Raw genomic sequence first — 17,307 nt, 5'->3', positions numbered from 1 at the left:
GTATTGTATCAATTATTATTTAGTAGCTTTTTTCTTGTTAGCAACAGTCTTACGTTTTCCTTTACGAGTACGCGAGTTATTTTTTGTACGTTGCCCACGAAGCGGTAAACCTTTACGATGACGTAAACCACGATAACAACCGATATCCATTAAACGCTTAATGTTAAGCTGAACTTCGGAACGTAATGCACCCTCTACCTTAACGCGATCGTTAATGATGGTACGAATTGCGGTTAACTGATCATCAGTCCATTCCTGTACCTTAGTATCTTCGCCAATACCAGCCTCAGCCAAAATGCTCTTAGCTGTTGAGAGCCCAATACCATAGATATAAGTAAGCCCGATTACTCCTCTTTTGTTTCTTGGTAAATCTATACCTGCTATCCTTGCCATATTACATATTACAGTTAAAAGGTTTAAGGTGTAAGGTGTAAGCAACAGAAAAACCTCCCGCCTTTTACCTTATACCTATTACCTCTAAATTTCTATCCCTGACGTTGTTTAAACTTAGGATTCTTTTTGTTAATTACAAACACTTTACCTTTACGGCGAATGATTTTACAATCAGCGCTACGCTTCTTGATAGATGCTCTTACTTTCATCTTTTATAATTTATTCGTTTCAAATCTATTCTAAACAGCCTTCCTTTAAAAATACATCCCTCAAATCAATCGGAAATTTCCTAACCCTTAATTCACCTCTCTCTATTACTTATACCGATAGGTAATTCTACCCTTGGTTAAGTCATAAGGAGACATTTCCAATTTTACGCGATCTCCGGGAAGAATTTTAATATAATGCATACGCATCTTACCTGATATATGAGCAATTATTTCATGTCCATTCTCTAATTCTACACGAAACATGGCGTTTGATAACGCTTCTTTAATGATGCCGTCTTGTTCAATAGAGGCCTGTTTAGCCATATGTTATTGATTATTATCTATTTATAAACCCTGCACAAACAGGGTTGCAAAGTTAAAAATAAAAATACTGATTATCAACCTTTTTTATTTAAAACTTCTTCGATATAAGAAAATGTCGTTAAAACATCAGGTATACCTTTATTAATAGCCACCGTATGTTCAAAGTGAGCAGAAGGTTGCGCATCAATAGTACTTACGGTCCAACCGTCTTCCCAAAATCGAACGCCTGCCTTTCCTAAATTAATCATGGGCTCAATCGCAATGACCATACCACGCTCCAATTTGGTCCCTTTCCCACGATGCCCGTAATTTGGTACTTCTGGTTTCTCATGCAAGTTAATGCCAACACCGTGTCCAACCAACTCCTTCACAATTCCATATCCAAAAGGCCGCACGTGCTCTTGTACTGCATAAGAAATATCCCCAACCCGTCTGCCAACAACGGCCTGTTCAACACCTTTATCTAGGCTTTCTTTAGTAATCCGCAAGAGTTGCTCTACCTCCGGAGCGATTTCTCCAACAGCAAATGTATACGCGGAATCACTTATAAAACCATTTAAAACAACTCCTCCATCTACACTGATGATATCGCCTTCTTTTAATGTATAGTCACCCGGAAAACCATGAACAATTTGATCGTTTACAGAAATGCATAAAGAATAAGGAAATCCATTATAGTTAAGGAACGCAGGAGTACCCCCATTATCCTGGATAAAGGTAAACGCTAATTTATCTAAAGCGATGGTTTTTACTCCTGGTTTAATAGCCTTCGCTATCTCGGCTAAAGTTCTGGATAGAACGTCAGCACTTTTGCGAATTTGAGCGATTTCTTCCTCTGACTTATAAATCAATTTCGACATGCTATCCTTATATTGTTGGATCGGCTACCCCGCTTGGTATGGAGGCCGTGCGCCCTTTAACGCGGCCAGTCTTCATTAGACCATCATAATGACGCATCAATAAATGACTTTCAATTTGCTGCAAGGTATCTAACACTACACCCACCAAAATTAATAGAGAAGTCCCCCCATAAAAATGAGCAAATTGACTGTTCACGCCCAACAAACTTGCAATGGCTGGCAATATCGCGATAATAGCTAAGAAAACGGAGCCAGGAAGCGTAATTTTAGAGATTACATTATCAATATATCCGCTTGTAGCAAAGCCAGGTTTCACACCGGGTATAAAGCCTCCGTTCTTTTTCATATCATCTGCCATTTGCTGAGGGTTAACCATGATAGCCGTATAGAAAAACGTAAATGCAATAATTAAGATAGCGAAAGTTACATTATAGGCTACTGAGGTAAAATTACTCAACGAGGTTAAAAAAGAGGATTGAAGATTCGGAAAGAATTGGGCCAACGTTGTAGGAACAAACATAATAGCCTGTGCAAAAATGATCGGCATTACACCTGCAGAATTTACCTTTAATGGAATATACTGCCGTACCCCTCCATATTGTTTGTTACCAACGATTTTTTTCGCGTACTGAACCGGTATCTTCCGCACACCTTGAACGATAAGAATGGTAAAGATCACGACAAAGAACAAGGCTGCCACCTCAATAATAAAAGGAATCAGCCCCCCATGTCCGTCCATTCTGGAAGCCCATTCACTCAACATACCACTAGGCAACTGAGCGATAATCCCAACCATGATGATTAAAGAAATACCGTTACCGATACCTTTATCGGTAATTTTTTCACCTAACCACATTACAAACATAGTCCCAGCAGTAAGGATGAACGTGCCCAAAATGGTAAAATAAGGCTCCCCCAACGATGGTAATCTAACATCCGGACTAATCTGCGACCTTAAATAAGCAACGGCTTGAACAAGTGTAATTGCTAATGTCAAATAACGGGTAATTTGCGTCATTTTTTTTCTGCCGCTTTCCCCTTCTTTCTGTAATTTTTGAAAATAAGGGATCGCAATACCTAAAAGCTGCACCACAATAGATGCAGAGATATAAGGCATTACTCCCAATGCAAATATAGCTGATCTGGAAAACGAGCCGCCCGCAAACATATTCAGCAAGCCTAATAGGCCTTCCTTTGCTTCCTGATGAAGCGCATTTGGATTTACGCCAGGTAATACGATATGCGAACCCACCCGGTAAATCAAGAGAAATAGAAGCGTATTCAAGATACGCGTTCTCAAATCCTCAATCTTCCAGATATTGGTTAAGGTTGTGATTAGCTTCTTCATTTAATTAAAGTTTTACGATCGATCCGCCTGCTGCCTCAATTTGTTTTTGGGCAGTAGCAGAGAATGCATGTGCTTTAACTTCTAATTTTGATTTCAGTTCACCGCGGCCTAATATTTTTACCACATCTTTTTTAGAAACTAAGCCATGAGCTCTTAAAGCGTCGAAATCAATAGTCGTCAATTGATGTTTTTCTGCCAAACTTTGCAATACATCTAAATTGATCCCAACGTATTCTACACGATTAGGATTTTTAAACCCAACTTTAGGGAGACGTCTTTGAAGTGGCATTTGCCCACCCTCAAAACCTATTTTTGTACTGGTTCCTGAACGTGAGCCAGCACCTTTATGTCCGCGAGTTGAAGTACCACCACGGCCAGAACCAGTTCCACGGCCAATACGCTTTTTACTTTTAACTGAACCTGCAGCAGGTTTAAGATTTGATAAGTTCATGATATAAACTCTTGGTTATGTTCCCCTTCGCTTTCACTAATCAGGGAGAACGATTAAAAAATTAAAATTATTTCGATAAAACAATGGACATCCCTTAAGCAGTGAGGCAAAAGGGATGACAAGCTATAAAAATAATTTCAAACTATAAACTCTCTACAGCAACTAAATGGTTCACTTTTCTAACCATCCCGATAATTGCCGGTGTAGCCTCAACTTCTACAGACTTATTGATTTTAGTTAAACCAAGAGCCTGCATGGTTTTCTTTTGGCGCTCGCTTCTGTCGATTACGCTTTTAATCTGTGTGATTTTTATCTTCGCCATAATGTGCTTATCCATTAAATACTTTATTCAAATCAACACCACGGTTTTGGGCAACAGTGTAAGCATCACGCATTTTCGTTAACGCATCGATAGTTGCCTTAACCACATTGTGTGGGTTTGAAGATCCAGTTGATTTAGCCAATACATCCGTGATGCCGGCGCTTTCCAAAACTGCACGCATGGCACCACCTGCCAATACTCCTGTACCGTGGACGGCTGGCTTAATTAAAACAGAACCGCCAGAAAATTTTCCCAACTGCGCATGCGGAACGGTACCTTTGATTACTGGAACCTTTACCAAGTTCTTCTTTGCATCATCAACACCTTTAGCAATAGCCTCGGTTACTTCCTTAGCTTTACCTAAACCATAACCAACCACTCCATTTTCGTCTCCTACTACAACAATAGCTGAAAAACTGAAGGTACGACCACCCTTAGTAACTTTAGCAACGCGTTGAATACTAACCAAGCGATCTTTTAATTCAATTTCACTTGATTTTACTCTTTTTATATTATTTACTGCCATCTCTCTGTTTAATTAAAAGTCTAAACCGCCTTCACGCGCACCATCCGCCAATGATTTTACACGGCCGTGGTACAAATATCCATTACGGTCAAAAACTACTTGGTTAATTCCTGCTGCTTTAGCCTTTTCAGCAAGTAACTTGCCTACTGCTTTAGACTGCTCAACTTTAGTACCTGTAGCACTAAAATCTTTAGATAAAGAGGATGCAGAAGCAAGGGTCTTACCCGTAACATCATCGATAACCTGTGCATAGATGCCTTTATTGCTTCTATATACAGAAAGACGAGGACGCTCTGCAGAACCGGATAAATGCTTTCTGATTCCTTTTTTAATTCGCTCTCTGCGAGATAATTTACTTCCTGCCATGATGATTATTTTTTAGCTGATTTACCTGCTTTTCTTCTTAATACTTCCCCAGCAAACTTGATACCTTTACCTTTATATGGTTCAGGTGCACGTAACGAACGGATCTTAGCCGCTACTTGACCGATCAATTGCTTGTCTATTGATTCTAATGTGATCGTAGGATTTTTTCCCTTTTCGGAAGTTGTGGTTACTTTAACTTCTTTAGGCAGTACCATCACAATATGGTGAGAATAACCTAAAACAAGATCCAACGTACTTCCTTGATGGGTGGCGCGGTAACCTACCCCAACTAATTCCTGAGTTGTCTTATATCCTTCTGTAACGCCAACAACCATATTATTGATTAACGCCCGGTACAAACCATGTAATGACTTATGGTTCTTGTTATCTGTGGGGCGTTTTACTACGATGTTGCCGTTTTCTTGAGCAACGGTTATGGCCGTATCTACTTGCTGTGTTAATTCACCTTTAGGCCCTTTAACCGTAACTAAATTCTTGTCAGAAACCGTTACAGTAACCCCAGCAGGGATGGCAATCGGTGCTTTTCCAATTCTTGACATGGTGTGTTTTCCTCCTGATTAATAAACGTAACATAAAACTTCGCCACCAATGTTTAGGTTCTTCGCTTCCTTATCTGTCATCACTCCTTTAGAAGTGGATAAGATTGCTATACCTAATCCATTTAAAACACGCGGCATGGTTTCAACACCTGCATACTTTCTCAAACCTGGTTTACTCACACGGGTCAATGTGCGAATAGCAGGAACTTTCGTTATTGGATGGTATTTCAAAGCAATTTTAATAGTACCTTGAACATCTTTATCCTCAAACTTATAGTTCGCAATGTAACCTTTGTCAAAAAGAACCTTCGTAATTTCTTTTTTTAGGTTCGATGCAGGAATTTCAACAACCCTGTGGTTGGCCTTAATGGCATTCCTTACTCGTGTAAGGTAATCTGCTATTGTATCTGTATTCATTTGATATAAATTTGATAGTGGTTTCCATGGCCTCCATGGCCCCAGACCTGCTATCGGTTAATATTCGAGCTATAAAGCACAAAGCGTAAAGCAAGAGCTCACGCGAATATGCAAAACAGAAAGCTTTCAGCTTTTGGCTTTAGGCTTTCCGCTTAAACTACCAAGAAGCTTTCTTCACTCCCGGAATCTTGCCAGCTAAAGCCATTTCACGGAAGGTAACCCGCGAAATACCAAACTGACGCATATATCCTTTAGGACGTCCCGTTAATTTGCAACGGTTATGCAAACGAACAGGAGATGCGTTCTTAGGTAATTTATCTAATGCTGCATAATCACCTTCTGCTTTTAGAGCAGCACGCTTCTCAGCGTATTTGGCAACCAGTCTGGCACGTTTAACTTCACGTGCTTTAATTCCTTCTTTAGCCATTAGTTGTATTTTGATTTTTAAATGGTAAACCGAATTGTTTAAGCAACTCTAAGGCTTCAACATCTGTTTGAGCCGAAGTTACAAAGGTAATATCCATACCCATAATTTTACTGATCTTATCAATATTTATTTCTGGGAAGATAATCTGTTCCGTTACACCTAAGGTATAATTACCACGGCCATCGAAACCTTTATCGTTGACACCTTTAAAATCGCGGATCCGCGGTAATGCGATTGCTATTAAACGATCTAAAAATTCATACATTTTACTATCACGCAAGGTTACATGAACGCCAACAGGCATGCCTTTACGTAACTTAAAATTTGAAATATCTTTCTTAGATTTTGCTGCAATAGCCTGCTGACCTGTAATAATAGTCATTTCGTTGATAGCTGTTTCAATTAACTTCTTGTCTGTGGTTGCACCACCAACACCCTGATTAACTGAAATTTTCACCAACTTAGGCACTTGCATCACACTTTTATACTGAAATTTCTCTTTCAGTGCGCTACGAATCTCTTCGTTGTATTTACTTTTTAATCTTGGTACGTAAGCCATTACTTAATTTCCTCCCCTGATTTTTTAGCCACACGAACTAACTTGCCATCGCTATTTTTCTGACGACCTACGCGAGTTGTTTTACCCGTCTTAGGGTCGATGAGCGCTAAGTTAGAAATGTGAATTGGTGCTTCCTTTTTAATAATACCACCGTTAGGGTTGGCTGCATTAGGTTTTGTGTGTTTAGATACTAAGTTAGCACCTTCAACAACCGCACGATTCTTATCAACGATTACTTCTAAAACCTTACCTTGTGTTCCTTTAGAATCACCGGCAATCACCTGTACCAAATCGCCTTTACGGATTTTTAATTTAATCTTTCCCATGTTATAAAACCTCCGGTGCTAATGATACAATTTTCATGAACTGTTTTTCACGAAGCTCTCTGGCAACCGGGCCAAAGATACGTGTACCACGTGGTTCATCCTGATTATTTAACAATACAGCCGCATTGTCGTCAAAACGGATATAAGACCCGTCTTTGCGACGTACTTCTTTTTTTGTTCGAACAACAACAGCTTTTGAAACTGTTCCTTTTTTGATATTTCCGGAAGGGATCGCACTTTTAACGGTTACAACAATCTTGTCGCCTAATGATGCATAACGCTTACCGGTACCGCCTAACACACGGATCACTAAAACCTCTTTAGCTCCACTGTTGTCGGCCACTGTTAGTCTTGATTCCTGTTGTACCATGTTACTTAGCCCTTTCTAAAATTTCAACTAATCTCCAATTTTTAGTTTTACTCAGCGGACGAGTTTCCATAATTAACACCGTATCGCCGATACCGCAGGTGTTTTGTTCGTCATGAGCCTTAAATTTGGTAGTTTTTTTAACGAATTTACCATAAATAGGGTGTTTTACCTTACGTTCAACAGCCACTACAATGGATTTATCCATTTTATTGCTTACTACCAAGCCGATTCTTGTTTTTCTTAAATTTCTTTCCATTTTCGACTTAAATTATTGTGCTTCAGCGGCTGCTTCCTGTGCTTGTTTAGCTTCTGCATTTTTTAGGGCAGAAAGTGCTGTATTTAAACGAGCAATTAATTTTCTAGATGTTTTAATCCGAAGCGGATTTTCTATAGCAGAAACAGCATGAGCAAATTTCAACTTGTTGAGGGCAGCCTTTTCTTCTGCGATACGAGCTACGAGTTCCTCTTTTGACAATTCTAAGATTTCTGAATTTTTCATTTGAATAATTCGTTTTACAGTAATGGATCCAACCTTTATAGGGATTGTTCCACCTTCTTATTTGTTGTTGTGTCTATTAACCAATCTGTTTTATGGCTTTATGGGCCAATTACACGGGCCTGGTAACGGCAGGCCCGCCAACAAATGGCGGGCTAGACGATTTATGCTTCTACGTAATCCCTACGTATAACGAACTTGGTTTGTACCGGAAGCTTTTGTGCAGCTAAGCGCAATGCCTCTTTAGCAACGGCTAAAGGAACGCCTTCTGCTTCAAATAACATACGACCTGGACGTACAACTGCAACCCAGTATTCGGGAGCACCCTTACCCTTACCCATACGAACCTCTGCAGGCTTTTTCGTAACCGGTTTGTCTGGGAAAATACGGATCCAAACTTGACCTTCACGTTTCATATAACGGGTTACCGCAATACGAGCCGCTTCAATCTGGCGGCTGGTAATCCATGCCGGCTCTAATGATTTTATTCCGAAAGATCCGAAAGCTAACTCAGCACCGCGTCCGGCATTACCCTTCATGCGGCCTTTCTGCATCTTTCTGAACTTCGTTCTTTTTGGCTGTAACATTGTATTAATATGATTAAACAAACTGCCCAACGGACAGTACTTTCATGATACCTAATTTTAGTTCTTACCCCTAGCTGGTGCGCCACCACGATTTCCGGTGCGGCCTCCACGGCGATCTCCTGCGCTACCACGGCGGTCATTTCTACCACCACCACGACGGTCATTTCCACCTCGGTTACGGTCACCTCCACCAAAGTTACTTGGCCCTTCACCCCCTCTACCTTTTACATTTCCTTGGCCCACATTTGGAGAAAGATCACGCTTGCCATAAACCTCCCCCTTACAAATCCACACTTTAACCCCTATTTTACCATATGTAGTGTGGGCTTCAGCCAATGCATAATCGATATCCGCACGGAAGGTATGCAACGGGATTCTGCCTTCTTTATACTGTTCGGTACGAGCCATTTCGGCTCCACCTAAGCGGCCAGAACACATAATCTTAATCCCTTCTGCACCCATACGCATAGTCGATGCAATGGTTGTTTTCATCGCACGACGGAAAGATATACGCGCTTCTAATTGCTTGGCTACGCCATCAGCAACTAATTGTGCATCTAACTCTGGACGCTTGATTTCGAAGATGTTAATTTGAACATCTTTCTTGGTAAGCTTTTTAAGCTCTTCTTTAATCTTATCAACTTCCTGTCCGCCTTTACCGATGACAATACCTGGCCGAGCAGTATGAATCGTCACGGTAAGACGCTTTAATGTACGCTCGATAACAACTTTAGCTACGCCACCTTTAGCGATACGAACAGAAAGATATTTTCTGATCTTCTCGTCTTCAACTAATTTATCGGAGTAGTTGTTGCCACCGAACCAGTTAGAATCCCAACCTTTGATGATTCCTAATCTGTTACCTATTGGATGTGCTTTTTGTCCCATTTCTCCTAATTAGTTTTGTGGTTCAGTAGTTTTGCTGTCAACAACAAGGGTTACGTGGTTAGAACGCTTGCGAATTCTGTATCCACGGCCTTGCGGTGCAGGTCTTAATCTTTTTAATTGACGGCCGCCTCCAACAGATATCTCTTTTACATAGAGCTCACTGTCTTCAACACGCTTATCTTCATTTTTGGCTTCCCAGTTTTTAATCGCTGATAATAATAATTTCTCAACTCTACCAGCGGCCTCTTTATTTGTATATTTTAGAATATACAATGCTTTCTCTACTTTTTCACCTCTGATAAGATCGACTACTAAACGCATCTTACGTGGAGACGTAGGGCAGTTCAATAATTTGGCAGTAGAAGCACCACCCTTCTGTGCCTGCTCTTTTCTTTCTCTTATCAGTACAGATTTTTTCTTCTTTACGTTATTTGTTGCTTCCATTGCCTATTATTTTTTCTTTTCAGCGTGACCTCTAAATGTTCTGGTTGGAGCAAACTCTCCTAACTTATGGCCAACCATGTTCTCGGTTACATACACCGGAATGAATTTATTTCCGTTATGAACTGCGAAGGTATGACCAACGAAATCAGGGGAAATCATGGATCTACGTGACCAAGTTTTAATTACTGATTTCTTGTTGGTTTCATTCATAGAAAGAACTTTTCTCTCTAAGTTATGATCGATATAAGGACCTTTTTTAATTGAACGAGCCATTATTTTTTCCTTCTCTCAATGATGTAACGATTCGATGTTTTCTTCTTATAACGGGTTTTGAAGCCTTTAGCTAATAACCCTTTGCGCGAGCGCGGATGACCTCCGGATGCCCTACCTTCACCACCACCCATTGGGTGATCTACCGGGTTCATAGCGACACCACGAACGCGAGGACGACGACCTAACCAACGTTTTCTACCTGCTTTACCTAACACTTGGTTAGCTTTTTCAGCATTTGAAACCGCACCAATGGTAGCAACACAGGTTGCTAAAATCATTCTGGTTTCGCTAGAAGGTAATTTAATAATCGCATATTTACCATCACGGGCTGAAAGTTGCGCATAGGTGCCTGCACTACGTGCGATTGAACCACCCTGCCCTGGATTCAATTCAATATTATGAATGATCGAACCAAGCGGAATATTCTTTAATGGTAACGTATTTCCTACCTCAGGAGCTACTTGCTCGCCAGCAATAATGGTCTGACCAACTTGTAAACCTTCTGGCGCAATGATATAACGTTTTTCACCATCTACATAATGCAATAATGCAATACGAGCCGTACGATTGGGATCGTATTCGATAGTAGCTACTTTCGCGGGGATATCTTTTTTATCGCGTTTAAAATCTATCAATCGGTATGCTTTTTTATGTCCCCCACCGAGATAACGCATAGTCATTTTACCGGTATTATTTCTACCTCCAGACTTCTTGATTTTTACAACTAATGACTTTTCAGGCACATTGGTTGTAACATCACTATAGTCGGCCCCCACTCTAAAGCGAGTACCTGGAGTAACCGGTTTGAATCTTTTAACTGCCATTTCTAATTATATAGTACTGTAAAAGTCAATAGTTTCACCATCTTTCAATGTAATGATGGCCTTCTTATATTTAGGAGCACGACCAGTAATATTTCCAGCTTTTGTATAACGACTTTTTGTCTTTCCACAAACAACCATGGTATTTACCGATTCAACATTAACGCCGAACATCTGCTCAACTGCAGCCTTAATTTGTATTTTATTGGCTCTGTGATCCACTTTAAATGCATAACGATTTGACTTCTCTGTTAAAATCGCTGCTTTTTCCGTCAATACGGGTTTGTTTAAAATTTCCATGTTACTTGGCAAATGCCTCCTCCAATGTTTTAACAGTCTCCGTTGTTAACAAAAGTTTGGTAGCATTTAATACATCATATGTATTGATGTCTGATGCTGTAACCACTTTTGCTTTCTTCAGATTTCTGCTTGATAAATAAACATTTTTGTTCAACGCCGGTAAAACTAATAACGTCTTCTCGTCCGCTACATTTAAGTCGTTCACAAGCTTTACGTAGTTTTTAGTTTTGATAGAATCGAAATTCACTTCATCCAAAACAACGATATTATTTTCTTGCGCTTTGTAACTTAAAGCTGATTTACGTGCTAAAGCTTTTAACTTTTTGTTCAATTTAAAACTGTAGTCACGAGGTTGAGGACCAAAAACACGACCACCACCATTAAACAAAGGTGATTTAATACTACCAGCACGGGCTCCACCAGTACCTTTTTGTTTGTGTAATTTGCGGGTAGAACCGGCAATCTCATTACGTTGTTTAGATTTATGTGTACCTTGACGTTGGTTAGCCAAGTACTGCTTTACATCTAAATAAATTGCGTGATCGTTAGGCGTTACACCGAATACCGCTTCAGGAAGTTGCACCTTGGCACCTGTTTCTTTACCTGAAATGTTTAAAACTTGTACTTCCATCTTCTTATTTGTCTACGATTACGTAAGAACCCTTTGCTCCGGGAACCGAACCGCTAACGACTAGCAAATTCTGCTCTGGATACACTTTCAACACTTGTAAGTTTTGAACCTTAACGCGGTCGCCACCTGTGCGGCCAGCCATACGCGTACCTTTGAATACACGAGAAGGCCAAGATGAAGCACCTAATGAACCCGGTGCACGCATACGGTTGTGCTGACCATGGGTCTGGCCACCAACACCACCGAAACCGTGACGTTTCACAACGCCCTGGAAACCTTTACCTTTAGAAGTACCTACCACATCGATATAATCGCCTTCGGCAAAAATATCAACAGTAACGACATCTCCAAGGTTCTTTTCTTCAGGGAAAACCTCAAATTCTACCAACTTACGCTTAGGCGTTGTTTTTGCTTTCGCAAAATGCCCTTTCAATGATGCGGTTGTGTTCTTTTCTTTCTTTTCGTCGAAAGCCAGCTGGATTGCTGCGTAACCGTCATTCTCTTCCGTGCGTATCTGCGTTACCACGCACGGGCCAGCTTCAATCACTGTACAGGGAATATTCTTTCCCTCAGCGTCAAAAATGCTGGTCATTCCTACTTTTTTTCCAATAATTCCTGACATTTTATTTAATTTCTGTTGTTGTCCATCGAAGCAGTAGGGCTTCGCTCAAGACATAGTAATCCCACAAAGGGAGGGCAAAGATAGAAAACTTCCTTTAACTATCAAATACTTAGCGGATTATTTTTTTTTATTTTAATGATGTAGGTAACACTTCTCGCCCTGTAATTCTTCTTTACATCGAAAGCGTTATGGCTTAATCAGGCTTATCCACCTTTTTTTGACCGCTTTTTCCTCTGATCATCTCGAATAAAGGGGGTAAAAGGGAAAGTAAAATAATAGCAAAGATGACGTAGGTAAAATTATCCTTGATGATAGGTCTACCGCCAACATAATACCCCAAAAACAGAAAGGCAGCGACCCACAAACAGCCGCCGATAATATTGAATGACGCAAACTTCGAATAGCTCATGGTACCAACACCAGCGACAAAAGGAGCAAATGTTCGGACAATCGGAACAAATCGAGCATATATTATGGTCTTGCCACCATGTTTTAGATAAAAACGTTGCGTTTTTTCTAAATATTCTTTTTTAAGCAACCTATACTTCCCGCTAAAGGCTACCGGACCAATATATTTCCCGACATGATAGTTAACCAAATCACCCAAAACGGCAGCTAAGATAAGTAGCCCACATAGCAGCACAATATTAAGATCTGTGTCTGGCTTAGCCACTATAGCACCCGCAGCAAATAAAAGAGAATCTCCCGGTAAGAAAGGGGTAACTACCAAGCCTGTTTCCGCAAAAATGATTAAAAATAAAATAAGATAAGTCCACGCTTGATAGGTATTAACAATATCTACCAGATGCTTATCAATGTGTAAGATAAAATCAATGATCGTCGTGATTACTTCCACAGGCTTGTCGTCTATTGAATACGGCTAATTTTATCCTTGATTATTTAGCATAACGGGCATTACCAACATCAAGATATTTTCGTGCTCTTCTGCTATCGCCGGAAGTAAAAGACCAGCTCTATTCGGTGTACTCATCTCAAGCACTACTTCTTCACATTCCAAGTTGCTTAACATTTCAATCAAGAATTTTGCATTGAAACCAATTTCTGTATCCTCTCCTTCATATTGACAACTTAAGCGTTCATGTGCTTCATTGGCAAAATCTAAGTCTTCCGAAGAGATATGTAATTCGCTACCAGTAATTTTCAAACGGACTTGATGTGTTGTTTTATTGGCAAAAATGACTACCCTTCTTAGGGAATTCAACAACAATACACGGTCAATCGTTAATTTATTTGGATTTACCTGTGGGATAACCGCCTCGTAATCAGGGTAGCGCTCATCAATTAGTCGACAAATCAAATGAATATTACCAAACTTGAAAAAAGCACTGGTATTATTGTATTCTACGGCCACATCCACGTCTTCAGACGGTAAGGAACTTTTAAGCAACGTTAATGCTTTCTTTGGCAAAATCATCGAAGCTGCGCTTTCAGACTTTACATCAGCCCTACGATAGCGCACTAATTTATGTGCATCCGTAGAAACAAAAGTAGTATTTTGAGGTGTTAATTGGCAAAGTACGCCGGTCATCGCTGGCCTAAGTTCGTCATTGCTTACCGCAAAAATAGTTTTATTGATAGCCTCTGATAAAACAGATGCTGGAATGTGTACCGTAGAAGGGTTTTCTACAACAGGAATTTTAGGAAAATCCTCCGCATTTTCACCACTCAGCTTATATTTTCCATCCCCTGCGCTTATTTCTATAGCATACGTTTGTATATCTACGGAAAATGCAATGGGTTGATCAGGTAATGTTTTTAACGTTTCTATTAAGATCTTAGCGGGAACGGCAACCTTACCATCTTCTTTTGACTCTACCTGCAAAGAAGTAATCATGCTTGTTTGCAGATCAGTAGCAGAAATCGTCAGTAAATTATCTTTTATCTCAAACAAAAAATTCTCTAAAATCGGCAATACGGTACTGCTGCTGGAAGCACCATTTACGGCTTGTAATTGCTTAAGTAAAGTTGAAGTTGAAACTATGAATCTCATATCTGTCAAATATAACCGCAATGATAATAAAAAGAATGGAGAAAGTTAAAAAATTTATGCTTTATGATGGCGTATGGTATTCATTTTAATATACTCACTTGGCCGAATACCAATCATTTTATAAAAGGTATTGCTAAACGTAGGTAAACTACTGTAACCTACTTGCGCGGCCACTTCATTTACGGTCAATGATTTCTCTAGCAATAGCTGTAGAGACTTCAACATCCGTAAGGCTGTTAGGTATTGTACGAAGGACATACCTAAGTCTTTTTGAAACAAGCGGGAAAGTGAACGCGGACTGAATCCAAAATCAATTGCTAGATCATTAAACAAAAAATCATTACCTAAATTGTTTTCTACATGAGCAATTAATTGTTTTAATCGTTGATCTTTAGCAAGCGGCAATGCCAAGGGTAGGGAAAAATTACTAATTTGAGGAAGGAGAACTTTAATGGCCTCAACCACTGGATAAGCAGCTTTATCTTCTGGTGCAATATGTCCTGTCCAACGCGTCGTAAACAACATCAATTCCAAAAGCAAATCGTTCACAGGGTGAATGCTCGTATGATAATAAAAGGCATCATCTTTTGTCGCAATAGGAAAATAAAGATTGCGCATAATCACTTCAGGAGAACTGGGATGAATACTGTGTTCTATTTCTGGTGCAATCCACATATAGTGCCTCGCGGGTAAAAAATAAGACTTCTCCTTTGTTTTAACGAATACGATTCCTCCCTCTGTATATAAAAACTGTCCTTTTTTATGGCGATGGCTAGGGATGAATTTCTCACCCATTTGATTGTGGTAACAATAAATAGTATCTTCCTTTCTATCTACATCAACAATATAATATTTTTCAGTTGTCATACCTGCATGTAAAGATACAGATTTATGCATTTTTCGGAATGAATTGAAATAAAATAAAAAGCGAGATACGGATGGTTTTCCGTATCTCGCTGATTTTCTAATACTGCTATACTAAAAATTATTTATTGCCCTGTCCAGGTAAATAAATCTGGAAACCAAGGCTAAAGCCTAAACCATTTTGAGCAGAAGCACTTGCAGTTGCAGCCTTAGAATAATCATAACCAACCATGGCTTCCAATGCAACACTGCGCGTAATAAAATGTGCATACCCAAGGCCTAAACCAGCAGCAAAGGTTACATCACTCCCCCCACTTGCGCCAGCAATCCCCACTTTTCCCTGTCCGAAGAAACGTCCTGTTGAAGAAGAACCCTCAGGGAAAAAGTAACGAACAAACGGTGCAATTCCATAAGTCCATAAATCTTTTTTATCTTTCTCTGATTGGTAGCCTCCTTTAAGAGACAAACCTATGGCTACTCCATCAGACACAAAATAACCGGCTTGCGGATTGACATTAATATTGAAAGATTTACCTTCAAAACTGTATCCCATGGAGCCCAGACTTCCACCAACCATCCAGTTTCCCTTTTTGATTGGTGTTAAGCCCACATCCTCTGACAGCTGTGGTTTATTGACATCTACATTTTGGGCCTTTAAGCCAAAAAAACTACCTAATACTAATGCTGAAAATAAAAATACACGTTTCATAAGTTTCAATGTTAATTATTAATTTGTTAATTACTCTTACCTAAGTAACATAAAGTATGCCATAATGTTCAGTAAAGCGATGAAACGGTTAATAACTATTGGGTTAATGCAATAAAAAACACAGATTTTCCGAAACACTATTTCAATGATTAACTAAGAGGCTTATTAAATTTGTGACCATATGGAAGTTCACCTAAAAACGATAATACTTCTCGTTATATTTTTATTTTTCTAAGGAATTAAATAAGGTGAATAGCATTGATGATCCTTCGTATAACGCATCAATTGGACTCCCGCCTCACGGTGCCGATCTGTAGAAAGTATATCTGCACCCCTTTCAATCAACTGATAATATAATTTATCTCCCTTTGCTTTGGCCCTGTTGTCCAAGTTACCCATAGTACCCAAGATACACATAATACCATGCTCATGAAGCTGTTTATAAAGTAAGGGCTTAGGTTCACTTACCCCTACAAAAGCAACTAATCGATTATCAGGTATACCATAGTCATTGAGCCGCAAAAAATCATCCCATTTTTGTATGCTTGCTGAAATCATCAAATCAGGAGCCAACTGATGTACTTCTAAAGCTTGTGTAGCATTATAGGTAATCATAATGACATAGGCAGCCGCATCATTTCGTTTAACGGCTTCAACAACTTTCTCCATGGGAACGCCTCGCTTCACATCCAATGTAAAAATCACCTTATCCTTTCCCCACTTTAAAACTTCGTCTAAGGTAGGTATGCGATATGCCGTTTGTTTTCCATCATTATCTTTTAACATCAATTGTTTCAATTCAGCTAATGTATAGTGTTTTAACAAGCCCTTCCCAGATGTCGTCCGATCCAATTGGTCGTCGTGCATCATAACCAAGGCCGAATCTTTCGTTAAAGCAATGTCACATTCTATAATTAACGGTTGTTGCTTGATACTATGCTGAAAAGTTTCAATAGCATTTTCCGGATAACCTGGTTCTGGGCCACCCCTATGTGCGCTGATGAGAGGCACTCGACGTTCACGGTAGGTTAAAAATGTATAGAGATCATCTACCGTTTTTAGTGCTAAACTAGCGGGGGTTTCAAGATCGTCACTGTTCGCTGCCTTTGGAGAGCAGCTGCAAACCATACACGACAGTACCAATAAACCAACATAAAAGAATCTATTCATAGAAAAGAATATGGATCATGAACATTATTCTAT

At 39.7% G+C, this 17,307-nt stretch carries 30 protein-coding genes; all 30 read right to left on the bottom strand.

What is annotated here, in order from left to right:
• Positions 1-15: 15 nt before the first annotated feature.
• The 30 genes from rpsM to ABD930_RS05445 all read right to left on the bottom strand — a co-directional run bounded on the left by rpsM (position 16) and on the right by ABD930_RS05445 (position 17,274).
• On the bottom strand, positions 16-393 hold the full coding sequence (gene rpsM / locus ABD930_RS05590; RefSeq protein ID WP_345230714.1) for a 30S ribosomal protein S13: 378 nt from the start codon (positions 391-393) through the stop codon (positions 16-18).
• 92 nt (positions 394-485) lie between these two features.
• Complete coding sequence (ykgO, locus tag ABD930_RS05585) at positions 486-602, bottom strand: type B 50S ribosomal protein L36 (protein WP_013665024.1); 117 nt, start codon at positions 600-602, stop codon at positions 486-488.
• Between the two features lie 105 nt (positions 603-707).
• On the bottom strand, positions 708-926 hold the full coding sequence (gene infA, locus ABD930_RS05580) for a translation initiation factor IF-1 (protein WP_093328090.1): 219 nt from the start codon (positions 924-926) through the stop codon (positions 708-710).
• Between the two features lie 74 nt (positions 927-1,000).
• Entirely contained in the window at positions 1,001-1,786 is a 786-nt protein-coding gene (gene map / locus ABD930_RS05575; protein WP_345230713.1) for a type I methionyl aminopeptidase, read from the bottom strand.
• A gap of 7 nt (positions 1,787-1,793) precedes the next feature.
• Positions 1,794-3,134, bottom strand: coding sequence for a preprotein translocase subunit SecY (secY, locus tag ABD930_RS05570; RefSeq protein WP_345230712.1), 1,341 nt, complete (start codon positions 3,132-3,134; stop codon positions 1,794-1,796).
• 4 nt (positions 3,135-3,138) lie between these two features.
• Complete coding sequence (gene rplO, locus ABD930_RS05565; protein ID WP_345230711.1) at positions 3,139-3,585, bottom strand: 50S ribosomal protein L15; 447 nt, start codon at positions 3,583-3,585, stop codon at positions 3,139-3,141.
• Between the two features lie 142 nt (positions 3,586-3,727).
• Positions 3,728-3,907, bottom strand: a complete 180-nt coding sequence (gene rpmD / locus ABD930_RS05560; protein ID WP_335312599.1) for a 50S ribosomal protein L30 — start codon at positions 3,905-3,907, stop codon at positions 3,728-3,730.
• Between the two features lie 7 nt (positions 3,908-3,914).
• Positions 3,915-4,433 carry a 30S ribosomal protein S5 gene (gene rpsE / locus ABD930_RS05555; RefSeq protein ID WP_345230710.1) on the bottom strand — a complete coding sequence of 173 codons (519 nt, stop codon included), beginning with the start codon at positions 4,431-4,433 and terminating at the stop codon, positions 3,915-3,917.
• A 12-nt stretch (positions 4,434-4,445) separates the two neighbouring features.
• A complete protein-coding gene (rplR, locus tag ABD930_RS05550; RefSeq protein WP_345230709.1) occupies positions 4,446-4,799 on the bottom strand; it encodes a 50S ribosomal protein L18 in 354 nt (117 codons plus the stop codon).
• A 5-nt stretch (positions 4,800-4,804) separates the two neighbouring features.
• Positions 4,805-5,359, bottom strand: a complete 555-nt coding sequence (gene rplF / locus ABD930_RS05545) for a 50S ribosomal protein L6 (protein WP_345230708.1) — start codon at positions 5,357-5,359, stop codon at positions 4,805-4,807.
• A gap of 18 nt (positions 5,360-5,377) precedes the next feature.
• Entirely contained in the window at positions 5,378-5,776 is a 399-nt protein-coding gene (rpsH, locus tag ABD930_RS05540) for a 30S ribosomal protein S8 (protein WP_345230707.1), read from the bottom strand.
• Positions 5,777-5,933: 157 nt separating this feature from the next.
• Positions 5,934-6,203, bottom strand: coding sequence for a 30S ribosomal protein S14 (gene rpsN, locus ABD930_RS05535; protein WP_013665014.1), 270 nt, complete (start codon positions 6,201-6,203; stop codon positions 5,934-5,936).
• Complete coding sequence (rplE, locus tag ABD930_RS05530) at positions 6,196-6,762, bottom strand: 50S ribosomal protein L5 (RefSeq protein ID WP_345230706.1); 567 nt, start codon at positions 6,760-6,762, stop codon at positions 6,196-6,198. Before rplE ends, rpsN begins: the two co-directional genes overlap by 8 nt.
• The gene (rplX, locus tag ABD930_RS05525) at positions 6,762-7,088 is read right to left on the bottom strand and encodes a 50S ribosomal protein L24 (RefSeq protein ID WP_345230705.1); all 327 of its coding nucleotides are present in this window, start codon (positions 7,086-7,088) and stop codon (positions 6,762-6,764) included. Before rplX ends, rplE begins: the two co-directional genes overlap by 1 nt.
• 1 nt (position 7,089) lies before the next feature.
• Positions 7,090-7,458, bottom strand: a complete 369-nt coding sequence (gene rplN / locus ABD930_RS05520; RefSeq protein ID WP_093328119.1) for a 50S ribosomal protein L14 — start codon at positions 7,456-7,458, stop codon at positions 7,090-7,092.
• Between the two features lies 1 nt (position 7,459).
• Positions 7,460-7,714 carry a 30S ribosomal protein S17 gene (rpsQ, locus tag ABD930_RS05515; RefSeq protein ID WP_013665010.1) on the bottom strand — a complete coding sequence of 85 codons (255 nt, stop codon included), beginning with the start codon at positions 7,712-7,714 and terminating at the stop codon, positions 7,460-7,462.
• A 12-nt stretch (positions 7,715-7,726) separates the two neighbouring features.
• The gene (rpmC, locus tag ABD930_RS05510) at positions 7,727-7,957 is read right to left on the bottom strand and encodes a 50S ribosomal protein L29 (protein WP_345230703.1); all 231 of its coding nucleotides are present in this window, start codon (positions 7,955-7,957) and stop codon (positions 7,727-7,729) included.
• 161 nt (positions 7,958-8,118) lie between these two features.
• The gene (gene rplP / locus ABD930_RS05505) at positions 8,119-8,541 is read right to left on the bottom strand and encodes a 50S ribosomal protein L16 (RefSeq protein WP_345230702.1); all 423 of its coding nucleotides are present in this window, start codon (positions 8,539-8,541) and stop codon (positions 8,119-8,121) included.
• Positions 8,542-8,598: 57 nt separating this feature from the next.
• Positions 8,599-9,429, bottom strand: coding sequence for a 30S ribosomal protein S3 (rpsC, locus tag ABD930_RS05500; protein ID WP_345230701.1), 831 nt, complete (start codon positions 9,427-9,429; stop codon positions 8,599-8,601).
• A 9-nt stretch (positions 9,430-9,438) separates the two neighbouring features.
• Complete coding sequence (gene rplV / locus ABD930_RS05495) at positions 9,439-9,873, bottom strand: 50S ribosomal protein L22 (RefSeq protein WP_345230700.1); 435 nt, start codon at positions 9,871-9,873, stop codon at positions 9,439-9,441.
• Between the two features lie 6 nt (positions 9,874-9,879).
• Entirely contained in the window at positions 9,880-10,146 is a 267-nt protein-coding gene (gene rpsS, locus ABD930_RS05490) for a 30S ribosomal protein S19 (protein ID WP_002997495.1), read from the bottom strand.
• Positions 10,146-10,970 (bottom strand): 50S ribosomal protein L2, encoded by an 825-nt coding sequence (gene rplB, locus ABD930_RS05485; protein WP_345230699.1) that lies wholly within the window; start codon positions 10,968-10,970, stop codon positions 10,146-10,148. The genes rpsS and rplB overlap by 1 nt, the downstream gene beginning before the upstream one ends.
• 6 nt (positions 10,971-10,976) lie before the next feature.
• Entirely contained in the window at positions 10,977-11,267 is a 291-nt protein-coding gene (gene rplW, locus ABD930_RS05480) for a 50S ribosomal protein L23 (RefSeq protein WP_345230697.1), read from the bottom strand.
• Between the two features lies 1 nt (position 11,268).
• Complete coding sequence (gene rplD / locus ABD930_RS05475) at positions 11,269-11,898, bottom strand: 50S ribosomal protein L4 (RefSeq protein WP_345230695.1); 630 nt, start codon at positions 11,896-11,898, stop codon at positions 11,269-11,271.
• A 4-nt stretch (positions 11,899-11,902) separates the two neighbouring features.
• Positions 11,903-12,520, bottom strand: a complete 618-nt coding sequence (gene rplC, locus ABD930_RS05470; protein WP_345230694.1) for a 50S ribosomal protein L3 — start codon at positions 12,518-12,520, stop codon at positions 11,903-11,905.
• Positions 12,521-12,713: 193 nt separating this feature from the next.
• On the bottom strand, positions 12,714-13,376 hold the full coding sequence (locus ABD930_RS05465) for a DedA family protein (RefSeq protein ID WP_345230693.1): 663 nt from the start codon (positions 13,374-13,376) through the stop codon (positions 12,714-12,716).
• Positions 13,377-13,406: 30 nt separating this feature from the next.
• On the bottom strand, positions 13,407-14,531 hold the full coding sequence (gene dnaN / locus ABD930_RS05460) for a DNA polymerase III subunit beta (RefSeq protein ID WP_345230692.1): 1,125 nt from the start codon (positions 14,529-14,531) through the stop codon (positions 13,407-13,409).
• A gap of 54 nt (positions 14,532-14,585) precedes the next feature.
• On the bottom strand, positions 14,586-15,398 hold the full coding sequence (locus ABD930_RS05455) for an AraC family transcriptional regulator (protein ID WP_345230691.1): 813 nt from the start codon (positions 15,396-15,398) through the stop codon (positions 14,586-14,588).
• Between the two features lie 118 nt (positions 15,399-15,516).
• Positions 15,517-16,104: a hypothetical protein gene (locus tag ABD930_RS05450; RefSeq protein ID WP_345230690.1), complete on the bottom strand. Its 588-nt coding sequence runs from the start codon at positions 16,102-16,104 to the stop codon at positions 15,517-15,519.
• 231 nt (positions 16,105-16,335) lie between these two features.
• Positions 16,336-17,274, bottom strand: a complete 939-nt coding sequence (locus tag ABD930_RS05445; RefSeq protein WP_345230689.1) for a glycerophosphodiester phosphodiesterase family protein — start codon at positions 17,272-17,274, stop codon at positions 16,336-16,338.
• Between the last annotated feature and the right edge of the window lie 33 nt (positions 17,275-17,307).

Origin of the sequence: Olivibacter ginsenosidimutans, assembly GCF_039542865.1 — a bacterium.
GTDB lineage: Bacteria > Bacteroidota > Bacteroidia > Sphingobacteriales > Sphingobacteriaceae > Olivibacter > Olivibacter ginsenosidimutans.
The sequence above is the reverse complement of the archived record's forward strand: the minus strand, read 5'-3'. Positions and strand labels throughout refer to the sequence as shown.